General features: G+C 45.5%; 41 protein-coding genes. 7 read left to right on the top strand and 34 right to left on the bottom strand.

The window, feature by feature from the left end; translation table 11 throughout:
- Positions 1-403 precede the first annotated feature (403 nt).
- From MMG82_RS19045 to MMG82_RS19060, 4 genes are read right to left on the bottom strand one after another with little or no spacing between them, the layout of a single operon-like run.
- On the bottom strand, positions 404-985 hold the full coding sequence (locus tag MMG82_RS19045) for a TlpA disulfide reductase family protein (RefSeq protein ID WP_047534145.1): 582 nt from the start codon (positions 983-985) through the stop codon (positions 404-406).
- A complete protein-coding gene (nrfF, locus tag MMG82_RS19050; RefSeq protein ID WP_047534142.1) occupies positions 982-1,461 on the bottom strand; it encodes a heme lyase NrfEFG subunit NrfF in 480 nt (159 codons plus the stop codon). Before nrfF ends, MMG82_RS19045 begins: the two co-directional genes overlap by 4 nt.
- Entirely contained in the window at positions 1,458-2,012 is a 555-nt protein-coding gene (locus MMG82_RS19055; RefSeq protein WP_037422791.1) for a DsbE family thiol:disulfide interchange protein, read from the bottom strand. The genes nrfF and MMG82_RS19055 overlap by 4 nt, the downstream gene beginning before the upstream one ends.
- An 11-nt stretch (positions 2,013-2,023) precedes the next feature.
- Positions 2,024-4,003, bottom strand: coding sequence for a heme lyase CcmF/NrfE family subunit (locus MMG82_RS19060; protein ID WP_047534139.1), 1,980 nt, complete (start codon positions 4,001-4,003; stop codon positions 2,024-2,026).
- A gap of 399 nt (positions 4,004-4,402) precedes the next feature.
- Here MMG82_RS19060 and ccmI point away from each other — a divergent pair, with 399 nt between their 5' ends.
- Positions 4,403-5,650, top strand: coding sequence for a c-type cytochrome biogenesis protein CcmI (gene ccmI, locus MMG82_RS19065; protein ID WP_047534136.1), 1,248 nt, complete (start codon positions 4,403-4,405; stop codon positions 5,648-5,650).
- A gap of 86 nt (positions 5,651-5,736) precedes the next feature.
- On the opposite strand, the gene scyA is transcribed toward ccmI, so the two are convergent.
- Complete coding sequence (gene scyA, locus MMG82_RS19070; protein ID WP_037422782.1) at positions 5,737-6,036, bottom strand: monoheme cytochrome c5 ScyA; 300 nt, start codon at positions 6,034-6,036, stop codon at positions 5,737-5,739.
- A gap of 324 nt (positions 6,037-6,360) precedes the next feature.
- Between scyA and ccmA the strand changes: the two genes are divergently transcribed.
- The 6 genes from ccmA to MMG82_RS19100 all read left to right on the top strand — a co-directional run bounded on the left by ccmA (position 6,361) and on the right by MMG82_RS19100 (position 10,258).
- Entirely contained in the window at positions 6,361-7,011 is a 651-nt protein-coding gene (ccmA, locus tag MMG82_RS19075; protein ID WP_047534134.1) for a cytochrome c biogenesis heme-transporting ATPase CcmA, read from the top strand.
- An 11-nt stretch (positions 7,012-7,022) separates the two neighbouring features.
- Positions 7,023-7,709, top strand: coding sequence for a heme exporter protein CcmB (gene ccmB, locus MMG82_RS19080; RefSeq protein WP_037422777.1), 687 nt, complete (start codon positions 7,023-7,025; stop codon positions 7,707-7,709).
- Position 7,710: 1 nt separating this feature from the next.
- The gene (locus MMG82_RS19085; RefSeq protein ID WP_037422774.1) at positions 7,711-8,457 is read left to right on the top strand and encodes a heme ABC transporter permease; all 747 of its coding nucleotides are present in this window, start codon (positions 7,711-7,713) and stop codon (positions 8,455-8,457) included.
- Positions 8,457-8,657, top strand: a complete 201-nt coding sequence (gene ccmD, locus MMG82_RS19090) for a heme exporter protein CcmD (protein WP_037422771.1) — start codon at positions 8,457-8,459, stop codon at positions 8,655-8,657. The genes MMG82_RS19085 and ccmD overlap by 1 nt, the downstream gene beginning before the upstream one ends.
- The gene (gene ccmE / locus MMG82_RS19095; protein WP_037422767.1) at positions 8,654-9,139 is read left to right on the top strand and encodes a cytochrome c maturation protein CcmE; all 486 of its coding nucleotides are present in this window, start codon (positions 8,654-8,656) and stop codon (positions 9,137-9,139) included. Before ccmD ends, ccmE begins: the two co-directional genes overlap by 4 nt.
- Positions 9,140-9,253: 114 nt before the next feature.
- Positions 9,254-10,258, top strand: a complete 1,005-nt coding sequence (locus tag MMG82_RS19100; RefSeq protein WP_241407288.1) for an ABC transporter substrate-binding protein — start codon at positions 9,254-9,256, stop codon at positions 10,256-10,258.
- A 62-nt stretch (positions 10,259-10,320) separates the two neighbouring features.
- Here MMG82_RS19100 and rplQ read toward each other — a convergent pair whose 3' ends face one another.
- The 29 genes from rplQ to MMG82_RS19245 all read right to left on the bottom strand — a co-directional run.
- Positions 10,321-10,716 carry a 50S ribosomal protein L17 gene (rplQ, locus tag MMG82_RS19105; protein ID WP_007644470.1) on the bottom strand — a complete coding sequence of 132 codons (396 nt, stop codon included), beginning with the start codon at positions 10,714-10,716 and terminating at the stop codon, positions 10,321-10,323.
- Positions 10,717-10,756: 40 nt separating this feature from the next.
- Positions 10,757-11,746 carry a DNA-directed RNA polymerase subunit alpha gene (gene rpoA, locus MMG82_RS19110; RefSeq protein ID WP_011070632.1) on the bottom strand — a complete coding sequence of 330 codons (990 nt, stop codon included), beginning with the start codon at positions 11,744-11,746 and terminating at the stop codon, positions 10,757-10,759.
- Between the two features lie 24 nt (positions 11,747-11,770).
- Positions 11,771-12,391, bottom strand: coding sequence for a 30S ribosomal protein S4 (rpsD, locus tag MMG82_RS19115; protein ID WP_037421477.1), 621 nt, complete (start codon positions 12,389-12,391; stop codon positions 11,771-11,773).
- Positions 12,392-12,422: 31 nt separating this feature from the next.
- Positions 12,423-12,815 (bottom strand): 30S ribosomal protein S11, encoded by a 393-nt coding sequence (gene rpsK, locus MMG82_RS19120; protein WP_006083577.1) that lies wholly within the window; start codon positions 12,813-12,815, stop codon positions 12,423-12,425.
- A gap of 14 nt (positions 12,816-12,829) precedes the next feature.
- Positions 12,830-13,186 carry a 30S ribosomal protein S13 gene (gene rpsM / locus MMG82_RS19125; protein ID WP_011070630.1) on the bottom strand — a complete coding sequence of 119 codons (357 nt, stop codon included), beginning with the start codon at positions 13,184-13,186 and terminating at the stop codon, positions 12,830-12,832.
- A gap of 114 nt (positions 13,187-13,300) precedes the next feature.
- A complete protein-coding gene (rpmJ, locus tag MMG82_RS19130) occupies positions 13,301-13,414 on the bottom strand; it encodes a 50S ribosomal protein L36 (RefSeq protein WP_006083579.1) in 114 nt (37 codons plus the stop codon).
- Positions 13,415-13,436: 22 nt separating this feature from the next.
- Positions 13,437-14,777, bottom strand: a complete 1,341-nt coding sequence (gene secY, locus MMG82_RS19135) for a preprotein translocase subunit SecY (RefSeq protein WP_011621032.1) — start codon at positions 14,775-14,777, stop codon at positions 13,437-13,439.
- A gap of 7 nt (positions 14,778-14,784) precedes the next feature.
- On the bottom strand, positions 14,785-15,219 hold the full coding sequence (rplO, locus tag MMG82_RS19140; RefSeq protein ID WP_011070628.1) for a 50S ribosomal protein L15: 435 nt from the start codon (positions 15,217-15,219) through the stop codon (positions 14,785-14,787).
- A gap of 3 nt (positions 15,220-15,222) precedes the next feature.
- Positions 15,223-15,405 (bottom strand): 50S ribosomal protein L30, encoded by a 183-nt coding sequence (rpmD, locus tag MMG82_RS19145; protein ID WP_006083582.1) that lies wholly within the window; start codon positions 15,403-15,405, stop codon positions 15,223-15,225.
- A 6-nt stretch (positions 15,406-15,411) separates the two neighbouring features.
- Complete coding sequence (gene rpsE / locus MMG82_RS19150; RefSeq protein WP_007644438.1) at positions 15,412-15,915, bottom strand: 30S ribosomal protein S5; 504 nt, start codon at positions 15,913-15,915, stop codon at positions 15,412-15,414.
- A 12-nt stretch (positions 15,916-15,927) separates the two neighbouring features.
- Complete coding sequence (gene rplR, locus MMG82_RS19155; RefSeq protein WP_011715467.1) at positions 15,928-16,278, bottom strand: 50S ribosomal protein L18; 351 nt, start codon at positions 16,276-16,278, stop codon at positions 15,928-15,930.
- A 10-nt stretch (positions 16,279-16,288) separates the two neighbouring features.
- Complete coding sequence (gene rplF / locus MMG82_RS19160; protein WP_037421473.1) at positions 16,289-16,822, bottom strand: 50S ribosomal protein L6; 534 nt, start codon at positions 16,820-16,822, stop codon at positions 16,289-16,291.
- 10 nt (positions 16,823-16,832) lie between these two features.
- Positions 16,833-17,225 carry a 30S ribosomal protein S8 gene (rpsH, locus tag MMG82_RS19165; protein ID WP_007644434.1) on the bottom strand — a complete coding sequence of 131 codons (393 nt, stop codon included), beginning with the start codon at positions 17,223-17,225 and terminating at the stop codon, positions 16,833-16,835.
- 24 nt (positions 17,226-17,249) lie between these two features.
- Positions 17,250-17,555 carry a 30S ribosomal protein S14 gene (gene rpsN, locus MMG82_RS19170; protein WP_047534104.1) on the bottom strand — a complete coding sequence of 102 codons (306 nt, stop codon included), beginning with the start codon at positions 17,553-17,555 and terminating at the stop codon, positions 17,250-17,252.
- A gap of 10 nt (positions 17,556-17,565) precedes the next feature.
- Complete coding sequence (gene rplE, locus MMG82_RS19175) at positions 17,566-18,105, bottom strand: 50S ribosomal protein L5 (RefSeq protein ID WP_011070624.1); 540 nt, start codon at positions 18,103-18,105, stop codon at positions 17,566-17,568.
- Between the two features lie 12 nt (positions 18,106-18,117).
- A complete protein-coding gene (rplX, locus tag MMG82_RS19180; protein WP_011070623.1) occupies positions 18,118-18,432 on the bottom strand; it encodes a 50S ribosomal protein L24 in 315 nt (104 codons plus the stop codon).
- An 11-nt stretch (positions 18,433-18,443) separates the two neighbouring features.
- Positions 18,444-18,812 carry a 50S ribosomal protein L14 gene (rplN, locus tag MMG82_RS19185; protein WP_006083590.1) on the bottom strand — a complete coding sequence of 123 codons (369 nt, stop codon included), beginning with the start codon at positions 18,810-18,812 and terminating at the stop codon, positions 18,444-18,446.
- Between the two features lie 177 nt (positions 18,813-18,989).
- Positions 18,990-19,238, bottom strand: coding sequence for a 30S ribosomal protein S17 (gene rpsQ, locus MMG82_RS19190; RefSeq protein ID WP_011070622.1), 249 nt, complete (start codon positions 19,236-19,238; stop codon positions 18,990-18,992).
- On the bottom strand, positions 19,238-19,429 hold the full coding sequence (rpmC, locus tag MMG82_RS19195; protein WP_007644429.1) for a 50S ribosomal protein L29: 192 nt from the start codon (positions 19,427-19,429) through the stop codon (positions 19,238-19,240). The genes rpsQ and rpmC overlap by 1 nt, the downstream gene beginning before the upstream one ends.
- Positions 19,429-19,839, bottom strand: a complete 411-nt coding sequence (rplP, locus tag MMG82_RS19200; RefSeq protein WP_006083593.1) for a 50S ribosomal protein L16 — start codon at positions 19,837-19,839, stop codon at positions 19,429-19,431. The genes rpmC and rplP overlap by 1 nt, the downstream gene beginning before the upstream one ends.
- Before the next feature lie 11 nt (positions 19,840-19,850).
- Positions 19,851-20,543, bottom strand: a complete 693-nt coding sequence (rpsC, locus tag MMG82_RS19205) for a 30S ribosomal protein S3 (protein WP_011070621.1) — start codon at positions 20,541-20,543, stop codon at positions 19,851-19,853.
- 9 nt (positions 20,544-20,552) lie between these two features.
- Positions 20,553-20,885: a 50S ribosomal protein L22 gene (rplV, locus tag MMG82_RS19210; protein WP_006083595.1), complete on the bottom strand. Its 333-nt coding sequence runs from the start codon at positions 20,883-20,885 to the stop codon at positions 20,553-20,555.
- A gap of 15 nt (positions 20,886-20,900) precedes the next feature.
- Entirely contained in the window at positions 20,901-21,179 is a 279-nt protein-coding gene (gene rpsS, locus MMG82_RS19215) for a 30S ribosomal protein S19 (RefSeq protein ID WP_006083596.1), read from the bottom strand.
- 14 nt (positions 21,180-21,193) lie between these two features.
- Positions 21,194-22,018: a 50S ribosomal protein L2 gene (rplB, locus tag MMG82_RS19220; RefSeq protein WP_011621028.1), complete on the bottom strand. Its 825-nt coding sequence runs from the start codon at positions 22,016-22,018 to the stop codon at positions 21,194-21,196.
- A gap of 16 nt (positions 22,019-22,034) precedes the next feature.
- A complete protein-coding gene (gene rplW / locus MMG82_RS19225) occupies positions 22,035-22,337 on the bottom strand; it encodes a 50S ribosomal protein L23 (RefSeq protein WP_037421480.1) in 303 nt (100 codons plus the stop codon).
- Positions 22,337-22,942: a 50S ribosomal protein L4 gene (gene rplD, locus MMG82_RS19230; protein WP_011070618.1), complete on the bottom strand. Its 606-nt coding sequence runs from the start codon at positions 22,940-22,942 to the stop codon at positions 22,337-22,339. The genes rplW and rplD overlap by 1 nt, the downstream gene beginning before the upstream one ends.
- 17 nt (positions 22,943-22,959) lie before the next feature.
- Positions 22,960-23,598, bottom strand: a complete 639-nt coding sequence (gene rplC / locus MMG82_RS19235) for a 50S ribosomal protein L3 (protein ID WP_011070617.1) — start codon at positions 23,596-23,598, stop codon at positions 22,960-22,962.
- 27 nt (positions 23,599-23,625) lie between these two features.
- Positions 23,626-23,937, bottom strand: a complete 312-nt coding sequence (rpsJ, locus tag MMG82_RS19240; RefSeq protein ID WP_011070616.1) for a 30S ribosomal protein S10 — start codon at positions 23,935-23,937, stop codon at positions 23,626-23,628.
- Positions 23,938-24,267: 330 nt separating this feature from the next.
- The coding region (locus MMG82_RS19245) for an EF-Tu/IF-2/RF-3 family GTPase (RefSeq protein ID WP_241407289.1) at positions 24,268-24,762 on the bottom strand (495 nt) is incomplete at its 5' end.

Genomic DNA, 24,762 nt, shown 5'->3' on the forward strand with positions numbered 1-24,762 from the left:
CTATGAACACTCATTCATTGATTTAATTCTTTGATTACTCGCCAAACGGCAGAGTAATTTCGATTAACTCAACACCTGTGAGTGTCCACACAGATTTCTTGTTTAGATTGTTAAAGAGCATTTGACCATTAACTTCGCATTACCGCTCAGTAGGTCAGGGCTGCGTATTTTACGCATTTCCCTCATCGCGTCAAGGCGTTTTTGCAAACTTCTTGAGGCTTTCGAATCAACTGCACAATTTGCATTCGATTCGCACTGTAACCGCGCTCGCTTTCGCTGTCTGCCGTGTCAGTGGATGCGCATTATAGGCAGCGAAACTTTTTGTGCAAGCGCTTTTTAAAAGAAAAAAGATCGCATGGCGATCTTTTCTACAACCGTGCTCTATTTACGCTCTATATGCTGTTTAATTCGGCTTTTTAGCGCCTTTATCGATAAAACTTTGGATTAGCGATACGGCTTTTGCGTCATCCCAATCGACAAAGGAGCGCACAAACGCGATCAATTGGCCATTTTGATCGAGAATAAAGGTTGCAGGAATGGTATCCAGTGGGAACACCTGCCCTAAGTTTTGCGTAGGATCGTAATAGGAATTAAAGTTTGCCATTCCTAATGATGTGAGAAAAGGCTGCACTTGTTGCTTACCACCAGCATCGATAGAGATAGGCAATAACGCAAACTGATCCGCTTTAAACTTTGTCGCCAAACGCTCAATTGCGGGCAACTCCCTTACGCAGGGAGGACACCAGGTCGCCCACATGTTGACCATCACGACTTTACCTTTGTATTGGCTAAAGTCGATAGGCTTTCCATTCGCATCACTAAAAGCAACAACTTCGATAGGATAAGTCTGTGGAAGAACGTTAATCAGATCGACTGTCGACTCAATCGGTTTATTTGCCTGCTGCATGCCGGGGTACGCATGGGCACCACCAGCAAAGGCAACAGACAAACTCGCTAGGATTGCAGCTAAAGCAAATGACTTCATTTATTATCACGCTTTAATAAAGCATCAAGCGCTTTTTGATCTTCGGCACTGATCTCAGGCTCGGTCGTGCCACCGATACGTTGTTTGCGGATAAAGATGAAACCAATGATAAGACCGAGCAATAACAAACCCACTGGACCTAACCAAAGAATATAGGTTTTAGTTTCCATTTTCGGTTTGTAGAGTACAAACTCACCATAACGGCTGGTCATAAACTCGATGATTTCATCGTCACCTTTGCCTTCATCGACCATTTTATACACTTCAAGGCGCAGATCTCGTGCAACGGGCGAGTTGGAATCGATCAAGTTTTGGTTCTGACATTGCGGGCAACGCAACTCATGCGCTAATGACAAACCTCGTTTTTGGTTTTCGGGTGATTTAAATTCGTAAGTATCTACAGGTGTGGCCATTGCGGTTGTCACCATACTCAGCATTAACACCAGGCCACCAATGATTTTTGTCAAAATTCTCACGCTGCACCATCCTTCGCCGCTTCAGCTTGGAGTTGTTGAATCATAGGATAGAGAGTTTCACTCCATACACGCTGGTCAATAGGCCCTGCGTAGCGATAACGAATAATGCCATTATGATCAACAATAAAGCTTTCCGGTGCACCGTAAACGCCAAGATCTAAGCCTAAGCGTCCATCCTTATCAAAAATATTGATATTGTAAGGATCACCCTGGCGTTTTAATTCTTCCAGCGCGGGGATACGTTCGTCACGGTAGTTAATCCCATAGATAGGCAGAATATTCTGACGTTTCAGCATGACTAAGAAAGGGTGTTCATACTTACAAGAGGGGCACCAAGTAGCCCAAACGTTAAGTAATGACACTTTTCCTTTCAGTTGCTCATTGGTAATCATCTCGTTTGGTGTTTCGAGACGTTCCAGTTGGAAAGCCGGAATAGGCTTTCCTTCCAGAGCTGAATCCAGTTTCTGCGGATTTAAAAACAATCCTTTGTATAAAAATACCCCCATGCCAAGAAAAATGACTAATGGGATAAACAGAACCAACTTCTTCATACATTCCCCAATTATTGAGCGGTAGCTAATTTCGCTTTTTCAGTTTGCGGCTTAACGGTAGCAGCCACTTTTGAGCGATAGCGTTTATCCGATGCGGCAAAGAAACCACCGACCATCATGAATATTGCTCCAAACCATAACCAACGAACAAAAGGCTTGTAGTTCAAACGCACAGCAAATTCAGTGCTGCTGATTGGATCGCCCATGGTGACATATAAGTCACGGAACAGACCCCAATCGATACCGGCTTCGGTCATGTCCATAGTACGCACATTGTATTGGCGACGATCAGGCTTGAGTAACGTCAGCAGCTTATCGCCTTTGTAGATCTCAATTTGACCTTGTTGTGCGGTGTAGTTAGGACCAACGACGTTCTTAGTCTCAAGATATTTAAAGGTATAACCCGCAAGCTCTTGGCTTATGCCAGGCCCCATACGCACACTTTTCTCAACCGAGTAGTTAGATACCATAGTGGCACCGATAACCGACACAGCAATACCTAAGTGAGCTAAGATCATCCCCAGCTCACTACGGCCCATACGTGCCACGCTTAATTCACCATCTTTAGGCTTCACGATATTGTAAGCGGCTCTTGCGGTTGCCAACACAATCCAAGCAGCGGCGGCGATACCCAAAGCAACCCACACGTTAAAAGCACCATCGACAATAAATGGCGTCACGATACCAATCGCGGCTGATACCAATGCAGGCACCAGCAATTGGCGTTTTAACTCACCCGCTTTTGATTTCTTCCAACGGATGATCGGACCCACGCCCATAAACGCAAACAGCACGAGCACGATCGGTACAAACACAGCATTAAAATATGGAGGTCCAACAGAGATCTTGCCCATACCTAAAGCATCGATCAGCAGTGGATATAACGTCCCTAACAGGACTGTACCAGCAGCGACAGTCAGCAACACGTTACAGACTAACAGCATGGTTTCTTTTGATTTCAATTCGAAGCGTGCTGGGCTGCTCATTTCACTTGCGCGGAAGGCAAACAAAGTGAGCGAACCACCGATAGCTAAGCCAAGTAATAACAGAATAAACATACCGCGGCTTGGATCGGCTGCGAATGAGTGAACCGATGTCAGTACGCCGGAACGCACGATAAAGGTACCCAGTAAACTTAACGAAAATGCAAAGATTGACAGCAATACTGTCCAGTTACGGAACGCACCACGTTTTTCGGTCACAATCAGCGAATGCACTAAAGCAGTACCCACTAACCAAGGCATAAAGGAGGCATTTTCTACTGGATCCCAGAACCACCAGCCACCCCAGCCTAATTCGTAGTATGCCCACCAAGAACCTAATGCAATACCGCCAGTGAGGAAAATCCAAGCAGCCAAGGTCCAAGGACGAGACCAACGAGCCCAAGCCGAGTCAAGATGGCCACTCATCAATGCAGCAATTGCAAACGCAAAGCTTACAGAGAAACCCACATAACCTAAATACAACATTGGCGGATGGAAGATTAAGCCTACATCCTGCAACATTGGGTTCAAGTCGCGACCTTCGGCTGGCATTGGAAATAAACGTTCAAATGGGCTAGAAGTGAGCAGCATAAATAAGCTAAAACCAATCACAATCAGCGCCAATACAGCCAGCACCCTTGCAGTAAACACTTCTTCCAAGCCTTTACTGAATAATGCGACAGAAGCGGCCCAAGTCGATAACGCAAACACCCAGAACAACAGAGACCCTTCATGACCGCCCCATACGGCCGCAATCTTAAAGAAAATAGGTAACTGAGAATTAGAGTGATGTGCCACGTAGGCCACGGAGAAATCATCAACAGCGAAGCTATAACCAAGCGATACTACGGATAAAGCAATAAAAAAGAACATTCCGTAGGCTAACGGCCAAGCATACCTCACTAGGTATTGGTCTTTACGGGCAACACCTATAAGGGGAACGCTGGTTAACAAGAAGGCGAATGCCACTCCTATAATCAGCGAAAAGTGTCCAAGTTCTGGGATCATGGGTTTTCCTCAGTCTCTAATAATATGTTGATTTAGAAAAATTCCAAACCAACGCACAACATGCTGTTCACACAAATGCACGAAATTTGGTTCATTTTAGTATTTGCTATTGTTCCTGTCTGCCTCTTTCATACAAAACTGGGTGACTTGTCTCATTCTCGATTTTTGCCCAAATGGAGCCACCGCAGGCCTACAGTTTTGCATGTGACAGATAAATGAGCCTTAAGTTTCATATAAAATTTACCAGATGGAACAATTTGTGAACCAGTGCCCAACTCTCAGCTTTCACAGTTGTGAAGGTCTTATATTACTGTTCAATGAATAATCTTTACGTATAATCTTGCTTCCAAGCCAGCGGTAACAACCGCTTTTATGCAAACTAAAGTGAATATAGAAACAATGACGACATTTTGGATTTTTATTGCGCTTGTTGTGTTGGTCAGCTTAACACTGATCTGGATCCCACACTTCAGACAGCAAAAGTTATTGCGTACTGAGGAAGCTGGTGTTCGCAAACAAACGAACCTCGAATTGTTCAATGAACGTCTTTCCACCCTTGAGAAAGAACTTAATGAAGAACTGCTCGACCAAGCAGAATTTGATGCGCTTAAGAAAGAACTCGAAATCAGTTTACTCCAAGACATCAAACAAGCGAGCGATGATTCCCTTGTCAATCAAATCAAACCTAAAAGTATCCTTTGGCCATCAGTCATGTCGGTATGCTTGATTGCGATCTCAGGTTACCTATATCAGCAATTAGGGGCCTTTGAAAATATTGGCAATACCCAAGCGGCTAACCCACATGCTGGTATGGATACTGCGCAAATCATGGGGCAGCGCGTACAAATGATGGAAGCCCAAGTGCAAGCCGAGCCAGAAAATAGTCAGGCTTGGTTTAGTCTAGGTCATGCATATATTTCGGCTAACCAATTTGATAAAGCAGTCGCGGCCTTCGACAAAGTGATGGATTTAGTGGGCAAACATGCCGAGTTAATCGGACCAAAGGCCACGGCGTTGTACTACAAAGCCGGTCAGCAAATGACACCAGAAATTCAAGCCTTAATAGACGAATCGCTAGCATTAGATCCACAGGATCCATCAACACTGTTGTTAGTTGGTATGGATGCTTTCTTTACTGCTAAGTACCAAAAAGCCATTGATTCATGGCAGACTATTCTTAATAGTGACCGCACAGATGTGGATCGCGCCGCACTGATGAATGCCATCGAAACAGCTAACTTACGTATGCAAGCCGAAACGACAGGTATGCCTAACGATGATGTACACAAGCAGGCAAAAGTCACAAGCAAATCAGTAAGTATTGAAATTTCAATTTCACCTGAACTTGCAGCGAAAGCGAGCCCAGAAGACACTATCTTTGTCTTTGCACGTGCAACTGAAGGTCCTAAAGTACCGCTAGCAGCAACCAAAGTTAGTGCAAAATCATTGCCTGTTACAGTGACACTAGACGACAGCACTGGTATGGGTGGCGATGTAAAATTAAGCCAAACTGCTAGCGTTGAAGTTATTGCCGTCTTATCCAAGCATGGCAATATCAAACCTCAGACGGGTGATATTCAAGGAAAAATCAGCAAAGTTAATGTGGGTGAAACGGCAAACTTAGTACTGGATACCCAAGTGCAATAAGTTATCAGCACCTAGCACTAAGTTTCAGCTTAGCGCAGACATAAAAAAACCGGCTAATGCCGGTTTTTTTAACACTGCAAAAAAAATTACTTAGCTTTAGACATAAACTCGATAGCTGCTTTGTAATCATCATCAGTACAATCAGTACACATACCACCTGGTGGCATTGCGTTTAAACCTGTTTTTACACTTTTAACTAGATTATCAACACCTTTAGCTAAACGTGGTTCCCACTCCGCTGCATTGTGCGCTTTTGGAGCACCAGCAACACCCATGCTATGGCACACGGTACATGCCTTGTTGAAAATAGCTTCAGCATCTTGAGCTGAAACGTTGACTGACATAGTCAAAGCAGCGACTGCAGTCATTGCTAACAGTTTTTTCATGTTCAATGTTCCTAATGCAAATACGTACAAAGCTCGCGCTGCCCTTTGAGGCAGACTCATTATAGCGGACTAAGATTACTACAAACTTCAATAAATCTCATCTTTTTGTGATTAGAATCTCAGCACAAATGATATAAGGCGACAAGCGTGACAAATTCGTTAATATATTAGCAACTATTAAAAAAGTTCGATTTGTACGAGAAATATTGCGGTTATTGGAACCACATCAAATTGCTGACATCTAGTCCCAAGCAAGTGTAAACCCGCAATATCGTTTGTGTTAGAATCACTTGTGTTTCCTTCCGGCTTGAGATAGAGGGTTCAGTGACAAATATAACTTCAGTAAACACACTGTTATCAGCGAGCAAGCTGACATGCATCCGTGAAGAACGCATTCTATTTGATGAATTAAGTTTTGAAATTAATGCTGGCGATATCGTCCAGATTGAAGGCCCTAATGGTGCCGGCAAAACCAGTTTATTACGCATATTAGCAGGTCTATCTCGTCCCTATGCGGGGCAAACCTTCTATATAAATGAAGATATCAACCGCTGTCGTGACGAATATAACCAAGATCTACTGTATTTAGGCCATCTTGCGGGAGTGAAATCCGAATTAACCGCTGAGGAAAACCTTAACTTCAATTTAAGAATCAGTGGCTATGATGATTTTGATACGTCTGCCATATTAGCTAAAGTAAATCTATCAGGTTTTGAGGAAGCGCTTGCTGGGCATTTGTCCGCGGGCCAACATCGCCGAACAGCATTGGCAAGGCTTTGGCACAATGATTGTAAGGTGTGGATCCTAGATGAACCTTTTACCGCAATCGATAAAAAAGGCGTCGAAGAGCTTGAACAGTTATTTATTCAACATGCGGATAATGGTGGCTGTGTGATCCTGACCACTCACCAAGATATGGGCATTATCAAAGATGATAGGCTTCGTAAAATTCGTCTAGATTATCGCTTCGTATAAGGTTTGGCATAATGAAAAGAGGCATCAGCTTTACTCAAGCGTTTTTAACGTTACTTCAGCGGGATCTAAAGATTGCCATTCGACACCGTGGTGATATTTTTAATCCCCTATTATTCTTCATTATGGTTGTAACCCTATTTCCACTCGGCATTGGCCCAGAACCACAAATGCTAGCCCGTATTGCCCCAGGGATTATTTGGGTTGCGGCATTGTTAGCATCCATGTTGTCGCTGGAGCGTCTATTTAAAGCTGACTTTAGTGACGGCAGCTTAGAACAGATGCTACTTAGCCCACAACCTTTGTCTGTTTTAGTCTTAGCCAAAGTGTTAGCCCACTGGATACTTACGGGTGTTCCATTGATTATTATTGCCCCACTGCTGGCCGTGCTACTGAACTTAGATGCTAATAGTTATGGTGCATTGATTGCCACACTGGCTTTAGGCACCCCAGTGTTGTCACTCTTAGGTGCTATTGGCGTGGCATTAACCGTTGGTCTACGTAAAGGCGGCGTACTATTAAGCCTTTTGATTCTGCCACTTTATATTCCAGTGCTCATTTTCGCGACCAGCGCCATTGATGCGGCAGGAATGAATTTACCCTATGACGGTCAGCTCGCTATAATTGGCGCCATGTTGATCGGTTCGTTAACCTTAGCACCTTTTGCAATCGGTGCATCTCTGCGAGTGAGTACTAACTAAAATGTGGAAATGGTTACACCCTTACGCGGATCCTGAACGCGCATATAAGTTATCAGGAACATTATTTCCATGGTTTGCCACCTTAGCCTGCCTTTTCCTTACAGTTGGCACCGTATGGGGTTTATTGTTTGCCCCGACAGATTACCAGCAAGGAGATAGCTACCGTATTATCTTTATCCATGTACCAGCTGCATCAATGTCAATGGCGGCCTACATGGGTATGGCGACAGCAGCATTTATTGGTCTTGTCTGGCAGGTCAAATTAGCAGACTGGGCAGCTGCGTCTATTGCTCCTATAGGAGCTGTCATCACCTTTATAGCACTCTTTACTGGTGCCGCTTGGGGCAAACCTATGTGGGGCACTTGGTGGGTATGGGATGCGCGTCTGACCTCTGAATTAGTACTACTATTCCTCTACTTAGGTGTGATTTCCCTCTACGCTTCCTTTGAGGATAAAGTACTCGCTGCACGTGCAGCAGGGATCTTGGCAATCGTAGGGGTAATTAATATCCCCATTATTAAATATTCAGTTGAATGGTGGAGCTCATTGCATCAACCATCAACCATCAAAATTACCTCTAAATCGACCATGTCGAGTGACATGTTATACCCACTTTTAATCAATATTTTAGGTTTCGGGCTTATGATAGGCGCTATCACTATTGTGAGATTTAGAGCAGAAATCTTAGCAAGAAACGGCATGCGCCCTTGGGTACGTGAACTTGCTAAAGCTGAGGAGGTCAAATAATGCAATTCGATTCTATCAGTGATTTTTTCAACATGGGTGGCTATGCCTTTTATGTATGGCTTGCCTATGGTGTGACCTTCTTCTGTGTATCGACGCTGATCATCACTAGCGCACGCCAAAAGCGTAAGGTTTTGATTGAAATAGCGAAAAAGATGAACCGCGAAGAGCGCCTCAAAGAAACTAGGAGTAACAAATCGTGAACCCAAGACGCAAAAAGAGACTGACGTTAGCTATAGCACTAATCGGTGGCGTAGCCGCGATTGCTTCACTGCTGCTGTATGCGTTGAACTCCAACTTAAACTTATTCTATACACCGTCAGAAATCGTAAACGGTAAAACCGATACAGGCGTTAAACCCGAAGCGGGCCAACGTATTCGTGTAGGTGGCATGGTAACGGTAGGCTCTATGGTACGTGATCCAAACAGCCTACATGTGCAATTTGCAGTACACGATTCCTTAGGTGGCGAAATTCTAGTGACCTATGACGATCTATTACCGGATCTATTCCGCGAAGGACAAGGCATCGTCGCCCAAGGTGTATTAGGGGAAGATGGTAAGTTGGCCGCAACTGAAGTCTTAGCAAAACATGATGAAAACTACATGCCTCCAGAAGTTGCAGAAGCAATGGGGCAAAAACATGAGAAGCTAGATTACAGCCAGCAGAAAGCGACAGCACAATAACGTAAGCACATCGCCGAAAGAATATTTAAAGCCTCAGTATGAGGCTTTTTTATTGCCCGTCGGATACTCGAGGTTGGACTATACTCAAAGCTATATTCCACTAGGTATCTCTCCATGAATTTAATTAAGTTATTAATTAAAAGATGGCGACAGATTTTTACCTTAATGCTGGCATGTTTCATACCAATGGCATATGCGGCCAAGGTGGTTGTCATCGAGAGCTATCACCAAGGTTACACGTGGGATAAGCAGTATTATCAAGCCATACTCGATACATTGACACCTCTCAATGAGGTAAATCACTTTGAAATGGACACAAAACGGCTACCTAAAAATCTTCATGCAAAACGGGCAGAACTAGCATGGCAATTTATTCAACAACAAAAACCACAGTTAGTGATCCTAGCAGATGATAATGCCGTTAATTATCTACACCAACGGTTAAACTCAAGCCAAATTCCAGTGGTATACCTTGGCATTAATATGAACCCAAGAGAATATCACTTAAATGAATATAAGCGTTTTACGGGTGTGCTTGAAAGACCTCTACTCAGACGCTCTCTGCTATTACTGCAACGAATATTACCAATATCAAAGCACCGAAAAATCTTAGTTCTGTTCGATCAAAGTGATACGTCTAGACTTGCTGCGGAATATATCAGTAAGCAGCAACTGAGCATGTTGAGCGATGTGGAAGTTGAAATATTACTACTAAATCAACTTAGTGAATGGCAAAAGCAAGTCATTGCAGCTAAAGACAATGGCTTTAGTGCGATAGTCGTTGCACTTTATCATGCAGTGAGGGATGACAAAGATCAGTCGGTTGATGCTGAAGAATTATTAGGATGGGTTTCAGCTAACACACCAGTACCCAATTTTGGTTTTTGGGGATTTAGCGTATACAACAACGGCAATATCGGCGGCTATGTTCTCGATGGTTACCAGCACGGCAAGATCGCAGCCAAAATGGCCTCAAGGATCCTCGCAGGTGAGAAACCGGAAAACATATTCCCAGTAACAGATGACCTAGGACAATTTATGTTTAGCCGTAAAGGGTTAAGTAAATGGCACTTAGCATTGCCTAAAGAAATCGAGAAACAAACGACTTGGGTCGAGTAAGTTAAAATGAGCTGAAATAAAAAGCCGGGCTTAGAGCCCGGCTTTTAAATTTGTAACCTTAATTACTCAGCAGCTTCAACATCAACAGCTTGAGCAGCTTCTGGACGACCTACTAGCTCGATGTAAGCCATTGGGGCTTTATCACCAGCACGTAAACCGCACTTAAGGATACGGGTGTAGCCACCAGGACGTTCCTGGTAACGTGGACCCAATTCAGTGAATAACTTACCGACGACTTCAGCGTCGCGAGTACGTGCAAACGCTAAACGACGGTTTGCAACGCTGTCACTCTTAGCAAGTGTTATCAGAGGCTCAACTACGCGACGCAGTTCTTTCGCTTTAGCTACGGTTGTCTTGATGATCTCATGACGAACCAGTGAGCTTGCCATGTTACGGAACATAGCTTGGCGGTGGCTGCTGTTGCGGTTAAGTTGACGACCACTCTTACGATGGCGCATGACCTAATCCTTATAACCTAAATCTGTACAAACCTGAGACTTATAGGTCGTCTGCTAAACTAGCTGGAGGCCAGTTTTCCAGACGCATACCTAACGACAGTCCGCGAGAAGCTAAAACGTCCTTAATTTCAGTAAGAGATTTCTTACCTAAGTTAGGGGTTTTCAGCAGCTCAACTTCAGTACGCTGTACCAGATCTCCGATGTAATGAATCGCTTCGGCTTTCAAACAGTTAGCCGAACGTACAGTTAGCTCTAAATCGTCGACAGGACGCAACAGAATCGGATCGAACTCCGGCTTCTCTTCCTTCATTTCTGGCTCAGTCACGTCACGCAGCTCAACAAACGCATCCAGCTGTTCAGCTAAGATGGTTGCAGAACGACGGATAGCTTCCTCAGGATCAATAGTACCATTAGTGGTCATATCGATAACGAGTTTATCCAAGTCAGTACGCTGTTCAACACGAGCTGCTTCTACATTGTAGGCAATACGTGCGACTGGCGAGAAAGAAGCATCAACCAGCAAGCGGCCGATTGGGCGATCATCGTCTTCTGTCTGTGCACGAGCAGATGCTGGCACATAACCACGACCACGCTCAACGCGAATACGCATGCTGATATCATTGTTACCTGTCAAATGACAGATAACATGATCAGGATTCACGATAGTGACATCACCATCATGCGTGATATCTGCTGCGATGACAGGGCCTGCGCCGGACTTGCTTAATGTAAGCATAGCCTCGTCTTTACCCTCGATAGTCACTGCTAATCCTTTCAGATTAAGCAAGATTTCAAGGATATCTTCTTGTACGCCTTCCTTACTGCTGTATTCGTGCAGTACGCCGTCAATCTCGACTTCGGTAACCGCGCAGCCGGGCATAGACGACAATAGGATGCGACGCAACGCGTTACCTAAAGTGTGGCCGAAACCACGCTCAAGCGGTTCCAAAGTAACCTTGGCACGTGTTGAGTTAACCTGCTCGATATCAACGAGACGCGGTTTAAGAAATTCTGTAACAGAACCCTGCATTGTGTCCTCTCTTGTTTGTTAGCCTTACTTAGAGTAAAGCTCGACGATCAGCTGTTCGTTAATTTCCGCAGACAAATCGCTACGTTCTGGAATACGCTTGAAAGCACCTTCCATTTTCGCGCTGTCGACTTCAACCCATGTAGGCTTCTCGCGTTGACCAGCCACTTCTAAAGCCGCTTTGATACGAGCTTGAGTGCGTGACTTTTCACGGATGCTTACAACATCATTCGCAGACACTTTGAATGACGGAATGTTAACAACACGACCGTTAACCATAACAGATTTATGGCTTACTAGCTGACGTGATTCTGCACGAGTCGCACCGAAACCCATACGATAAACAACGTTATCTAAACGAGTTTCTAAAAGTTGCAACAGGTTTTCACCAGTGTTGCCTTTCAGACGTGCAGCCTCTTTATAGTAGTTACGGAATTGCTTTTCTAACACACCGTAAATACGACGAACTTTTTGTTTTTCGCGTAACTGTAAACCGTACTCTGACAGACGTGGCTTACGAGCGCCATGCTGTCCTGGTGCAGATTCCAGTTTACACTTAGAATCGATTGCTCTCACACCGCTTTTTAAGAAAAGGTCAGTACCTTCTCGGCGGCTGAGCTTGAGCTTGGGACCCAAGTATCTTGCCATGATCTTTCTCCAACTATCCTAATGAAACGCGTTATACACGACGCTTTTTAGGAGGACGACAACCATTATGAGGGATCGGCGTCACATCGGTAATGTTGGTAATTTTGTAACCAACAGCGTTCAGCGCACGAATGGCTGATTCACGACCTGGACCTGGACCCTTCACAAACACTTCAAGGTTTTTTAAACCGTAGTCTTGAGCAGCAGCGCCTGCACGCTCAGCAGCTACCTGTGCAGCAAATGGCGTAGATTTACGTGAACCACGGAAACCTGAACCACCTGAAGTAGCCCATGACAACGCATTACCTTGACGATCTGTAATGGTGACAATTGTGTTGTTGAAAGAAGCATGGATATGAGCCATGCCATCTGCAACCTGTTTACGTACGCGCTTACGCGGAGAACGTGACGGAACTTTAGCCATTGTCTACCTTCCCGTTACTTCTTGATTGGTTTACGTGGACCTTTACGCGTACGCGCATTGGTCTTAGTACGTTGCCCACGAAGAGGCAGGCTACGACGATGGCGGAGACCACGATAACAACCAAGATCCATAAGACGCTTGATGTTCATAGAAATCTCACGACGTAAGTCACCTTCTACTAAGTATTTGGCAACTTCTTCGCGTAGGGTGTCGATTTGAGCTTCGCTCAATTCCTTGATCTTAGCAGTTTCAGCAATTGACGTAGCTGCGCAGATTGCTCTAGCGCGAGTACGGCCGATGCCGAAAATTGCAGTCAATGCGATGACTGTATGCTTTTGATCAGGAATGTTAATGCCAGCGATACGGGCCACTATGCACTCCTTAAGTTAAAGGCCAACTGCGAAAAGCCCGAAAGGATACTCGACAGTTGACAGATTTGCAAACAATATTTGTTCAGCCCAACAGTGGGCTGAACAATTTCACTTTTAGCCTTGACGCTGTTTGTGTTTTGGTTCAACACAGATAACGCGCACAACGCCACTACGCTTGACGATCTTGCAGTTACGGCAGATCTTCTTCACGGAAGCTCGAACTTTCATTTCATCACTCCGTAAAGCTTACTTAGCGACCAAAACGATCTAAATTCGCTTTGTTAACTAGGTTAGCTTTCTTCATCACAGACTCATACTGATGTGACATCATATGGGTCTGAACCTGAGCCATGAAGTCCATGATTACGACTACCATAATTAGTAGTGAAGTACCGCCAAAATAGAACTGTACTTTCCACGCAATTAGCATGAACTCCGGAATTAAACAGATAAAGGTAATGTATAACGCGCCAGCTAATGTTAGGCGAGTCATTACTTTATCAATGTAACGCGAAGTCTGTTCTCCAGGACGGATCCCAGGGATGAATGCACCACTCTTCTTCAGGTTGTCTGCTGTTTCACGTGGATTAAATACCAACGCTGTATAGAAGAAACAGAAGAAGATAATCGCTGCTGCATACAATAATGAGTAAAGCGGTTGTCCAGGTGACACGGCTAATGAAAAATCACTTAACCATGACATAGACTCATTTTGACCAAACCACTGAGCCAGTGTGCCTGGGAACAAAATGATGCTTGACGCAAAAATTGGAGGAATTACACCCGCCATGTTTATTTTCAGTGGCAAGTGAGTAGATTGCGCAGCGAATACCTTACGGCCTTGCTGACGCTTAGCATAGTTAACGACGATACGACGTTGACCACGCTCTACAAACACCACGAAATAAGTCACAGCAAAAATAATTACCGCGAGCAACAACAACACTAACACATTCAGGTCACCTTGACGCGCCTGCTCAGCCGTTTGGCCGATAGCGGAAGGTAATCCAGCAACAATACCTGCGAAAATTAAAATCGAGATACCGTTACCTATACCTCGTTCGGTAATTTGCTCACCTAGCCACATCAGGAACATAGTCCCTGTTACTAAGCTCACAACCGCTACAAAGTAGAAACCGAATCCAATATTGACCACTAGGCCTGGGACTAAGTTTGGTAACCCTGTTGCAATACCGATCGACTGGAATGTACCCAGCACCAACGTACCCCATCGTGTGTACTGACTGATTTTTTTACGTCCAGACTCGCCTTCTTTTTTCAATTCAGCGAGTGCAGGATGCACAACAGTCAATAACTGCATGATAATCGATGCCGAAATGTACGGCATGATGCCCAATGCAAAGATAGAAGCACGGGAAAGAGCACCACCCGAGAACATGTTAAACATGCCTAGGATGGTCCCTTTTTGCTGAGCAAACAGCTCTGCTAATACAGCTGCGTCAATACCAGGAATTGGTACAAACGAACCGGCCCTAAAGACGATAATCGCACCAATCACGAACAGGAGGCGAGCCTTCAACTCTGAAAGTCCACCTTTCGCGCTTTTTAAATCAAGTCCTGGTTTTGCCATCGACGTATTATTCCTCGATCTTACCGCCAGCAGCTTCAATTGCTGCACGTGCACCTTTGGTTACCTTCAGACCTTTTACAGTCACTGGGCGCTCAATGGTACCTGAAAGAACGATTTTCGCAAACTGGATGTTGCGAGTAATAACGTTCGCATCTTTCAGAGCGTTTAAGTCGATAACATCACCGTTAACTTTAGCCAGTTCGAGTACACGAACTTCAGCTGTTACCATAGCGCGACGCGAGGTAAAACCAAATTTAGGTAAACGGATCTTAAGTGGCATTTGACCACCCTCGAAGCCTGGGCGTACACCGCCACCGCTACGAGATTTTTGGCCTTTGTGACCACGACCTGCAGTTTTACCTAAACCTGAGCCCATACCACGGCCTACACGCTTTGGTGCATGCTTAGCGCCTGCAGCTGGAGATAGAGTATTTAAACGCATCTATTAATCCTCCACCTTAACCATGTAGTAGACCTTGTTGATCATACCGCGAACTGAAGGAGTATCTTCTAATTCAACAGTGTGACCAATGCGACGCAAACCAAGACCCGTTAGGGTTGCACGGTGCTTCGGTAAACGACCGATACCGCTTTTAGTTTGAGTAACTTTTACAGTTTTAGTTGCCATGGTGCATTACCCCCGAATTTCGTCAACATTCAGGCCACGCTTAGCTGCGATTTGCGATGGTGACTTCATGTGCACCAGAGCATCTACAGTCGCGCGAACGATGTTGATCGGGTTAGTAGAACCGTATGCTTTAGACAGAACGTTATGAACGCCTGCAACTTCCAATACGGCACGCATTGCGCCACCGGCGATAATACCGGTACCCTGTGATGCTGGTTGCATGTATACACGTGAACCAGTATGACGACCTTTAACTGGGTGATGCAGAGTACCTGCATTCAACTCAACGGTCACCATGTTACGACGGGCTTTTTCCATAGCTTTTTGAATTGCTGCTGGAACTTCGCGCGCTTTACCATAGCCATAGCCGACCTTACCATTACCATCACCCACTACTGTCAGTGCTGTGAAGCTAAAGATACGACCGCCCTTAACTACTTTAGAAACACGATTAACTGCAATTAATTTCTCTTGCAGATCGTCTTTTTGCTGAGCTTCTAATTTAGCCATTTTTATAACCCCTTAGAACTGGAGGCCAGCTTCACGAGCAGCATCTGCTAGAGCAGCTACACGACCGTGATACTTGAAACCAGAACGATCGAACGCAACTGTCGTTACGCCTTTTTCGATCGCGCGCTCAGCAATAAATTTACCTACTGCTTTAGCCGCGTCTACGTTACCGGTACTCTTCAGTTGCTCTTTAACCGCTTTTTCCACGGTTGAAGCAGCTGCCACCACCTGAGCTTCAGGATTGATCACCTGAGCATAAATGTGACGCGGTGTACGATGTACAACCAGACGGTTCACGCCCAGCTCTTGGATCTTCTTACGAGCGCGAATAGCGCGACGTAAGCGAGATGTTTTCTTATCCATATCGCGTTACCTACTTCTTCTTAGCCTCTTTACGGCGTACTTCTTCGTCGTCATAGCGAACACCCTTGCCTTTGTATGGCTCTGGTGGACGATATCCGCGAATCTCAGCAGCGACTTGGCCAATTAACTGTTTATCAACGCCACGTAGGACGATGTCAGTTTGGCTAGGGCACTCTGCAGTAACGCCTGCGGGCAGTTTGTGTACTAACGGATGAGAGAAACCTAAAGTAAGGTCAATGTCTGCACCGACGAGTTTCGCACGGTAACCAACGCCAACTAACTTTAATTTACGCTCAAAACCTTGAGATACACCAACAACCATGTTGTTTACTAATGCACGTGTTGTACCAGCCTGTGCCCAAGCGCCAACTGCGCCCTCAACAGGAAGGAATTTAATCACGCCACCTTCAATAACAACATTGACCGCATTGTTGATCACTCGAGTCAGACTTCCTTTCGCGCCTTTGACGGTCAGGGTCTGTTCGTTTAAGGTCACCTCTACGCCAGCTGGAATAGATACTGGTGCTTTTGCTACACGAGACATTCCTAGCTCCTTATGCTACGTAGCAGATAACCTCGCCACCCATGCCTGCAAGGCGGGCGGCACGATCAGTCATCAGGCCTTTAGAAGTGGACACAATTGCGACACCCAGTCCGCCCATCACTTTAGGAAGTTCGTTTTTACCTTTGTAAATACGAAGACCTGGACGGCTTACACGCTGGATAGTCTCAACGACTGGTTGGCCTTGGAAGTACTTTAAGGTAATTTCCAATTCAGGCTTGGCTTCATCTGCTACGGCGTAATCCGCGATGTAACCTTCTTCTTTAAGCAGTTTCGCAATAGCGACTTTCAGCTTAGCAGAAGGCATCTTCACAGATACTTTGTTAGCAGCTTGGCCGTTACGAATACGGGTTAACATATCCGCAATAGGATCTTGCATGCTCATATTAGCTTACTCCGTGACAAGTGCTTACCAGCTAGCCTTACGCAGGCCAGGAACTTCACCACGCATGGTTGCTTCACGTAATTTGATACGGCTTAAACCGAACTTACGTAGGAAACCATGTGGGCGACCAGTTTGATTACAACGATTGCGTTGACGCGATGCGCTGGAATCACGTGGTAGAGCTTGCAGCTTTAATACTGCATCCCAACGTTCTTCATCAGAAGAAGCTGGACTTGCAATAATCACTTTCAGAGCAGCACGCTTTTCAGCGAACTTAGCTACGAGCTGTGCACGCTTTGCTTCACGTGCTTTCATTGATGTTTTTGCCATTACGCTACCCTTATTTCTTGAATGGGAAGTTAAAAGCGTCTAACAAAGCACGACCTTCTTCATCAGTCTTCGCAGAGGTAGTGATAACAATATCCATACCGCGAATTTTATCGATTTTATCGTAATCGATCTCTGGGAAAATGATCTGCTCACGCACGCCCATCGCGTAGTTACCACGGCCATCGAACGCTTTAGCGCTCAGACCACGGAAGTCACGGATACGTGGGATTGCGATGTCAACTAAACGCTCTAAGAATTCCCACATACGCTCACCGCGCAGGGTCACTTTACAGCCAATAGGGTAGCCTTCACGGATTTTAAAACCAGCAACTGATTTACGAGCAACAGTTACTACTGGTTTTTGACCAGCAATTGCAGTCATGTCACGGACAGCATGTTCCATAACTTTTTTGTCTGCAACGGCTTCGCCAACACCCATGTTCAGGGTGATTTTCTCAATCCGAGGGACTTGCATGACACTGGTATAACCGAACTTTTGAGTCAGTTCAGCGACAACAGTCTCTTGATATTTATCATGCAGTTTCGCCATCGTTTACTCCAGTTACTTAACGAGTTCACTGTTCGATTTAAAGAAACGAACTTTTTTGCCGTCTTCAAATCGGAAACCAACACGATCCGCCTTGCCAGTGACAGGGTTAAAGATCGCAACATTTGATGCTTGAATCGGTGCTTCTTTCTCAACAATACCACCGGCTACACCCAGTTGTGGGTTTGGCTTTTGGTGTTTTTTGACAAGATTGATGCCTTCAACAATTAACTTACCAGTAGGTAATACTTGAGCAACTTTAGCACGCTTGCCCTTGTCTTTACCTGCTAATACGATTACTTCGTCTTGACGACGGATTTTAGCTGCCATTTTGAAGCTCCTTACAGTACTTCTGGTGCCAGCGAGACAATTTTCATAAATTGCTCATTACGCAATTCACGTGTCACTGGTCCAAAGATACGAGTACCAATCGGCTGCAGGTTGTTGTTCAAAAGAACAGCTGCATTCCGATCGAAGCGAATGACAGAACCGTCTGGACGACGTACGCCTTTCTTAGTACGGACTACCACCGCGTTATACACATCACCTTTCTTCGCTTTAGCGCGAGGAATTGCTTCTTTAACAGAAACTTTGATAATGTCGCCGATACCGGCATAACGACGATGAGAGCCACCCAAGACCTTAATACACTGAACTCTGCGTGCGCCGCTGTTACATGCGACGTCAAGAGTCGATTGCATTTGGATCATTTTAAGTGCTCCGCTATCGTTACTACACAATTCCCACTATGGGACTATAAACACCATTTTTGCTTTGAATTTAGTCAAAAATGGGGCGCAAATATAACACCATAAATATGGAATGTATAGTATTAAAAAACAAACGGCCCCAAATACTGGAGCCGTTTACCTAAATGCCTAATATTATTAGGCCTTTGATACTACTTCAACCAGGGTCCAAGACTTAGTCTTAGACAAAGGACGACATTCGCGAATCGCGACTACGTCACCTTCATTGCACTGATTAGCTTCGTCATGTGCATGGATCTTAGTCGTACGCTTAATGTATTTCCCATAGATTGGGTGTTTCACTTGGCGTTCGATAGCGACAGTAATGGTTTTATCCATTTTGTTGCTAGTGACACGACCTTGCAAAGTACGGATTTTATCAGACATTATGCACCCGCCTTAGAAGTAATAATGGTCTTAACGCGCGCAATATTACGGCGCACCAATTTCAGTTGATGAGTCTGAGTCAACTGACCAGTGGCGTGTTGCATACGCAGGTTGAACTGCTCACGCAGCAGACCAAGTAGTTCAGCGTTCAGTTCTTCAACGCTCTTTTCTCTTAGTTCGCTCGCTTTCATTACATCACCGTCTTAGTTACGAAGGTAGTCTTGATTGGAAGCTTGGCAGCAGCTAAAGCAAACGCTTCACGAGCGATCACTTCAGAAACACCATTCATCTCATAAAGAACCTTACCAGGTTGAATCTGACATACCCAGTATTCAACGTTACCTTTACCTTTACCCATACGCACTTCAAGAGGCTTAGAGGTAATAGGTTTGTCCGGGAAAACTCGAATCCAAATTTGTCCCTGACGCTTAATGTGACGTGTCATGGCACGACGTGCAGACTCGATCTGACGAGCAGTTAAACGACCACGGCCGACTGCTTTCAGACCAAAAGTACCAAAGCTAACTTCGGTACCGTTCGCTAGACCGCGGTTGCGGCCTTTGAACATCTTGCGAAACTTCATACGTTTAGGTTGCAGCATTGCCGGCTCTCCTATTTACCACGAGGCTTGCGCTTAGGTTGCTGCTGTTTCGGCTCTTCAATCTGTGGCAGCATTCCGTCCAGAACTTCACCTTTGAAGATCCAAACTTTAATACCAATCACACCATATTGAGTGTGACTTTCAGAGGTTGAATAGTCGATATCAGCACGCAGTGTGTGCAAAGGTACACGACCTTCGCGATACCACTCAGAGCGCGCAATCTCAGCACCGCCTAAACGGCCACTAACTTCAACTTTGATACCTTGAGCACCAATACGCATTGCGTTTTGTACCGCACGCTTCATCGCGCGACGGAACATTACACGACGCTCTAATTGCTGTGCAATTGAGTCAGCAACTAACTTGGCATCTAGCTCAGGTTTACGGATCTCAGCGATGTTAATTTGAGCAGGAGTGCCAGCCAGTTTTGAAACGGCAGCACGCAATACTTCAACGTCTTCACCTTTCTTACCAATCACAACACCTGGACGGGCAGTGTGAATAGTAACGCGGATGCTTTTCGCTGGGCGTTCAATAACAATCTTAGATACTGACGCAGCTTGCAGTTTGTCTGCAAGATACTTACGCACTTCCCAGTCGCTGTTCAGGTTATTTGCATAATCTGACTTATCTGCGTACCAGGTAGAGATCCAAGGCTTGGTGATACCCAGACGGATACCATTAGGATGTACTTTCTGTCCCATTGCTCTCTCCTAGCGATCTGATACAACCACAGTGATGTGGCTGGTACGCTTCATGATACGATCAGCGCGGCCTTTAGCACGTGGCATGATACGCTTCATAGTTGGACCCTCGTCAACGAAGACGGCGCCTACTTTTAGCTCATCAATATCCGCGCCTTCGTTGTGTTCGGCGTTTGCGATAGCTGAGTCAAGTACTTTTTTAACCAGTACGGCGGCTTTCTTTGGGCTGAAAGTCAAAATTTCGAGGGCCTTAGCAACAGGCAAACCGCGAATTTGATCAGCAACGAGACGAGCCTTCTGCGCAGACGTACGGGCAAAACGATGTTTAGCTAAAACTTCCATCTTATTCCTCCCGTATTAACGCTTCTTCGCTTTCTTATCAGCAGCATGGCCGCGATAAGTGCGAGTTGGTGAGAATTCACCAAGTTTGTGGCCGATCATTTCGTCAGTTACGAACACAGGAACGTGCTGACGACCATTATGGACAGCGATGGTCAAACCAATCATATTTGGAATGATCATAGAGCGACGTGACCAAGTCTTAATAGGCTTCTTGTCACCTGCTTCCATCGCTTTCTCTACCTTCTTCAGCAAGTGCAGGTCAATGAAGGGACCTTTCTTGAGAGAACGTGGCATGGCGAATCCTCTTACTATTTATTACGACGACGTACGATGTACTTGTCAGTGCGCTTGTTACTACGAGTCTTATAACCCTTAGTTGGCACACCCCATGGAGTCACTGGGTGACGACCACCAGAAGTACGGCCTTCACCACCACCGTGTGGATGGTCTACCGGGTTCATTGCAACACCGCGAACTGTTGGGCGAACGCCTCTCCAGCGCTTAGCACCTGCTTTACCTAACTGGCGTAGCATGTGTTCGGCATTACCAACTTCACCAAATGTTGCGCGGCAATCAACTGGCACTTTGCGCATTTCGCCAGAGCGAAGACGTAAAGTGGCATATGCGCCATCACGAGCAACAACTTGTACATAAGCACCCGCTGAACGCGCGATCTGAGCACCTTTACCAGGCTTCATTTCTACAGCGTGCACAACAGAACCTACTGGAATGTTGCGCAGTGGCATTGCGTTACCGGTTTTGATTTCGGCTTCAACACCAGACTGGATTTTGTCGCCAGCTTGCATGCCTTTGGCAGCAAGGATGTAACGACGCTCACCATCCGCATACAGTACTAGAGCGATGTGCGCAGTACGGTTTGGATCGTATTCCAGACGCTCAATTTTTGCAGGGATACCATCTTTATCGCGTTTAAAGTCGATTAAACGGTAGTGCTGCTTGTGACCGCCACCAACGTGACGAACAGTGATACGGCCAGTATTGTTACGGCCACCACTTTTAGATTTTTTCGCCAACAGGCCAGCAAAAGGTTTACCCTTGTGCAGGTCAGAGTTCACCACTTTAACAACGTGGCGACGACCTGGAGAGGTTGGCTTACACTTAATAACTGCCATGATAATTCTCCTTTGCTTACTCAGCGCCGCCGACGAAATCGATATCAGCACCAGCAGCTAAAGTCACGTAGGCTTTTTTCCAATCGCTACGACGGCCAGTACGGCCACCAGTACGTTTAGTTTTGCCTTTGCTCACTAAAGTGCGAACTGATTCGACTTCAACTTCAAATAGCTTAGCAACAGCAGCTTTAATTTCAGCTTTAGTTGCATCGATAGCTACGCGGAAAACAACAGTGTTGTGCTTCTCAGCATTCACAGTGCTCTTTTCAGAGATGTGAGGTGCCAGAATTACTTTTAGCAAACGTTCTTCGCGGATCATCATGCTAGCATCTCCTCGATTTGCTTAACTGCATCAGCAGTCACAAGCACTGTGTTGAACGCGATCAGACTTACTGGGTCTAGACCTGCAACGTCACGAACGTCAACCTTGTACAGGTTGCGAGCTGCTAAGAATAAATTCTCGTCAACTTCTGAAGTCACAATTAACACGTCTTCTAAGTTCATTGCTTTCAGTTTAGCTTTCAGCTCTTTAGTTTTAGGAGCTTCAACGCTGAATGATTCAACAACAACCAGACGGTCTTGACGTACCAGTTCAGACAGAATGCTTTTCAGCGCGCCGCGGTACATCTTCTTGTTAACTTTTTGGCTGTGATCTTGAGTTTTAGCAGCGAAAGTTACGCCACCGCCACGCCAGATTGGGCCCTTAACACCACCCGCACGAGCGCGGCCAGTGCCTTTTTGGCGCCATGGCTTTTTGCCAGAGCCAGTTACTTCCGCACGAGTCTTTTGAGCACGAGTGCCCTGACGCGCGTTTGCAGCGTATGCTACAACTACCTGATGAACCAGTGCCTCGTTAAAGTCACGGCCGAAGGTAGTTTCGGAAACTTCAAGAGCGCTTTGCGCGTCTTTCAATACCAATTCCATTACTATCTCCTCAGACCTTAAGCTTTAACTGCAGGCTTGATGATCAGGTCGCCATTAGTTGCGCCCGGAACAGCACCTTTAACCAGTAGCAGGTTACGTTCAACATCTACACGTACAACGTCTAGATTTTGAGTAGTAACACGCTCGGCACCCATATGGCCTGACATTTTCTTGCCTTTAAATACGCGACCAGGCGTTTGGTTCTGACCGATAGAACCGTTCGAACGGTGCGACAAAGAGTTACCGTGCGTCATATCTTGAGTACGGAAGTTCCAACGCTTAACGCCGCCTTGGAAGCCTTTACCTTTTGATTGACCAGTAACGTCAACTTTCGCTACATCAGCGAAGATACCTACGTTTAGCTCAGCACCAACTTCAATGCCTTCGCCTTCACCGTCTGCCAGACGCAGTTCCCACAGTCCACGACCGGCTTCTACGCCGCTCTTAGCAAAGTGACCTGCTTCTGGTTTAGTGATGCGATTGGCTTTTTTGGTACCAGTAGTAACTTGAAGTGCGCGGTAGCCGTCAGTTTCTAAAGTTTTCACTTGAGTAACACGGTTGCCAGCAACTTCAATTACTGTAACAGGTATAGAAACACCATCTTCAGTGAAGATGCGAGTCATACCAACTTTACGACCAATAAGACCGATAGCCATCTCTCAAACCTCTTCTAAGGATCTCAATTAACCCAAGCTAATCTGTACGTCGACACCAGCCGCAAGATCTAAACGCATTAGAGCGTCTACAGTCTTTTCAGTTGGCTCTACGATGTCAACCAGGCGCTTGTGAGTACGTAATTCGTACTGGTCACGAGCATCTTTATTAACGTGCGGAGAGATCAAAACGGTATAACGCTCTTTGCGCGTAGGTAGTGGAATAGGACCACGTACTTGGGCGCCAGTACGCTTAGCAGTTTCAACGATTTCCGCTGTAGACTGATCAATTAAGCGATGATCAAACCCTTTTAAGCGGATACGGATTCTTTGGTTCTGCATTGACCAGAGCTCCTAAAATGGACACATAAAAAATCACCCTCTAGCTTCTTCCTTACTGGAAAAGCAGAGCGAGATGATTTAACCGTTCGACTCCCAATCGGAGCCGCTATGATAATGATAAGTTCAAATACTTGTCATTTAATTCGTTAACCTAGGTTAACGAGGGGGCCATTATACTCATCTGAAATCAGATTTCAAGCCCGCTGTGTAAATAGTCATCAAAAACTATTCAACGTCAGAGTGGCGAGCATTTTACACAAATTTCAGAATAACACCAGCCCAAAATAAAAAAGGAAGCCTAAGCTTCCTTTTTTCTAATCACAATTGCTATTACGCAATGATCTTAGCTACAACACCAGCGCCTACTGTACGGCCACCTTCACGAATTGCGAAGCGTAAACCTTCGTCCATCGCGATTGGGCAAATCAGCGTAACAACCATCTTGATGTTGTCACCAGGCATTACCATCTCTACGCCTTCTGGCAGTTCAATAGTACCGGTTACGTCAGTTGTACGGAAGTAGAACTGTGGACGGTAGCCTTTGAAGAATGGAGTGTGACGACCACCTTCTTCTTTTGACAGAACGTAAACTTCTGATTCAAAAGTAGTGTGTGGGTTGATTGAACCTGGCTTAGATAATACTTGACCACGTTCTACGTCATCACGCTTAGTACCACGTAATAAAATACCACAGTTCTCACCTGCACGACCTTCGTCAAGCAGCTTACGGAACATTTCTACGCCAGTACAAGTTGTTTTAGAAGTCGTGCGGATACCAACGATTTCTACTTCGTCGCCCACTTTAACGATACCACGCTCTACACG

The organism is Shewanella sp. MM_2022_3, assembly GCF_022557375.1.
Lineage (GTDB): Bacteria > Pseudomonadota > Gammaproteobacteria > Enterobacterales > Shewanellaceae > Shewanella > Shewanella xiamenensis.

Coding starts and splice junctions, on each gene's coding strand:
- MMG82_RS19085 (WP_037422774.1), top strand. CDS start 7,711: ATGTGGAAATGGTTACACCCTTACGCGGATCCTGAACGCGCATATAAG.
- rplR (WP_011715467.1), bottom strand. CDS start 16,278: ATGGATAAGAAAACATCTCGCTTACGTCGCGCTATTCGCGCTCGTAAG.
- rplV (WP_006083595.1), bottom strand. CDS start 20,885: ATGGAAGTTTTAGCTAAACATCGTTTTGCCCGTACGTCTGCGCAGAAG.
- MMG82_RS19100 (WP_241407288.1), top strand. CDS start 9,254: ATGAATTTAATTAAGTTATTAATTAAAAGATGGCGACAGATTTTTACC.
- rplO (WP_011070628.1), bottom strand. CDS start 15,219: ATGCGTTTAAATACTCTATCTCCAGCTGCAGGCGCTAAGCATGCACCA.
- rplC (WP_011070617.1), bottom strand. CDS start 23,598: ATGGCTATCGGTCTTATTGGTCGTAAAGTTGGTATGACTCGCATCTTC.
- rplW (WP_037421480.1), bottom strand. CDS start 22,337: ATGATCCGCGAAGAACGTTTGCTAAAAGTAATTCTGGCACCTCACATC.
- rpmJ (WP_006083579.1), bottom strand. CDS start 13,414: ATGAAAGTTCGAGCTTCCGTGAAGAAGATCTGCCGTAACTGCAAGATC.
- rpsD (WP_037421477.1), bottom strand. CDS start 12,391: ATGGCAAGATACTTGGGTCCCAAGCTCAAGCTCAGCCGCCGAGAAGGT.
- rpsK (WP_006083577.1), bottom strand. CDS start 12,815: ATGGCTAAAGTTCCGTCACGTTCTCCGCGTAAGCGCGTACGTAAACAG.
- rplN (WP_006083590.1), bottom strand. CDS start 18,812: ATGATCCAAATGCAATCGACTCTTGACGTCGCATGTAACAGCGGCGCA.
- secY (WP_011621032.1), bottom strand. CDS start 14,777: ATGGCAAAACCAGGACTTGATTTAAAAAGCGCGAAAGGTGGACTTTCA.
- rpsN (WP_047534104.1), bottom strand. CDS start 17,555: ATGGCAAAAACATCAATGAAAGCACGTGAAGCAAAGCGTGCACAGCTC.
- rplF (WP_037421473.1), bottom strand. CDS start 16,822: ATGTCTCGTGTAGCAAAAGCACCAGTATCTATTCCAGCTGGCGTAGAG.
- rpmC (WP_007644429.1), bottom strand. CDS start 19,429: ATGAAAGCGAGCGAACTAAGAGAAAAGAGCGTTGAAGAACTGAACGCT.
- scyA (WP_037422782.1), bottom strand. CDS start 6,036: ATGAAAAAACTGTTAGCAATGACTGCAGTCGCTGCTTTGACTATGTCA.
- MMG82_RS19060 (WP_047534139.1), bottom strand. CDS start 4,003: ATGATCCCAGAACTTGGACACTTTTCGCTGATTATAGGAGTGGCATTC.
- rpsJ (WP_011070616.1), bottom strand. CDS start 23,937: ATGCAGAACCAAAGAATCCGTATCCGCTTAAAAGGGTTTGATCATCGC.
- MMG82_RS19045 (WP_047534145.1), bottom strand. CDS start 985: ATGAAGTCATTTGCTTTAGCTGCAATCCTAGCGAGTTTGTCTGTTGCC.
- rplD (WP_011070618.1), bottom strand. CDS start 22,942: ATGGAATTGGTATTGAAAGACGCGCAAAGCGCTCTTGAAGTTTCCGAA.
- rpoA (WP_011070632.1), bottom strand. CDS start 11,746: ATGCAGGGTTCTGTTACAGAATTTCTTAAACCGCGTCTCGTTGATATC.
- rplE (WP_011070624.1), bottom strand. CDS start 18,105: ATGGCGAAACTGCATGATAAATATCAAGAGACTGTTGTCGCTGAACTG.
- rplQ (WP_007644470.1), bottom strand. CDS start 10,716: ATGCGCCATCGTAAGAGTGGTCGTCAACTTAACCGCAACAGCAGCCAC.
- rpsC (WP_011070621.1), bottom strand. CDS start 20,543: ATGGGACAGAAAGTACATCCTAATGGTATCCGTCTGGGTATCACCAAG.
- rpsH (WP_007644434.1), bottom strand. CDS start 17,225: ATGAGCATGCAAGATCCTATTGCGGATATGTTAACCCGTATTCGTAAC.
- rplX (WP_011070623.1), bottom strand. CDS start 18,432: ATGGCAGCTAAAATCCGTCGTCAAGACGAAGTAATCGTATTAGCAGGT.
- rpsQ (WP_011070622.1), bottom strand. CDS start 19,238: ATGTCTGATAAAATCCGTACTTTGCAAGGTCGTGTCACTAGCAACAAA.
- ccmI (WP_047534136.1), top strand. CDS start 4,403: ATGACGACATTTTGGATTTTTATTGCGCTTGTTGTGTTGGTCAGCTTA.
- rpsE (WP_007644438.1), bottom strand. CDS start 15,915: ATGGCTAAATTAGAAGCTCAGCAAAAAGACGATCTGCAAGAGAAATTA.
- rpsS (WP_006083596.1), bottom strand. CDS start 21,179: ATGCCACGTTCTCTCAAGAAAGGTCCCTTCATTGACCTGCACTTGCTG.
- rplB (WP_011621028.1), bottom strand. CDS start 22,018: ATGGCAGTTATTAAGTGTAAGCCAACCTCTCCAGGTCGTCGCCACGTT.
- rplP (WP_006083593.1), bottom strand. CDS start 19,839: ATGCTGCAACCTAAACGTATGAAGTTTCGCAAGATGTTCAAAGGCCGC.
- MMG82_RS19055 (WP_037422791.1), bottom strand. CDS start 2,012: ATGAAGAAGTTGGTTCTGTTTATCCCATTAGTCATTTTTCTTGGCATG.
- ccmD (WP_037422771.1), top strand. CDS start 8,457: ATGCAATTCGATTCTATCAGTGATTTTTTCAACATGGGTGGCTATGCC.
- ccmB (WP_037422777.1), top strand. CDS start 7,023: ATGAAAAGAGGCATCAGCTTTACTCAAGCGTTTTTAACGTTACTTCAG.
- rpmD (WP_006083582.1), bottom strand. CDS start 15,405: ATGGCAACTAAAACTGTAAAAGTTACTCAAACTAAAAGCGGTATCGGT.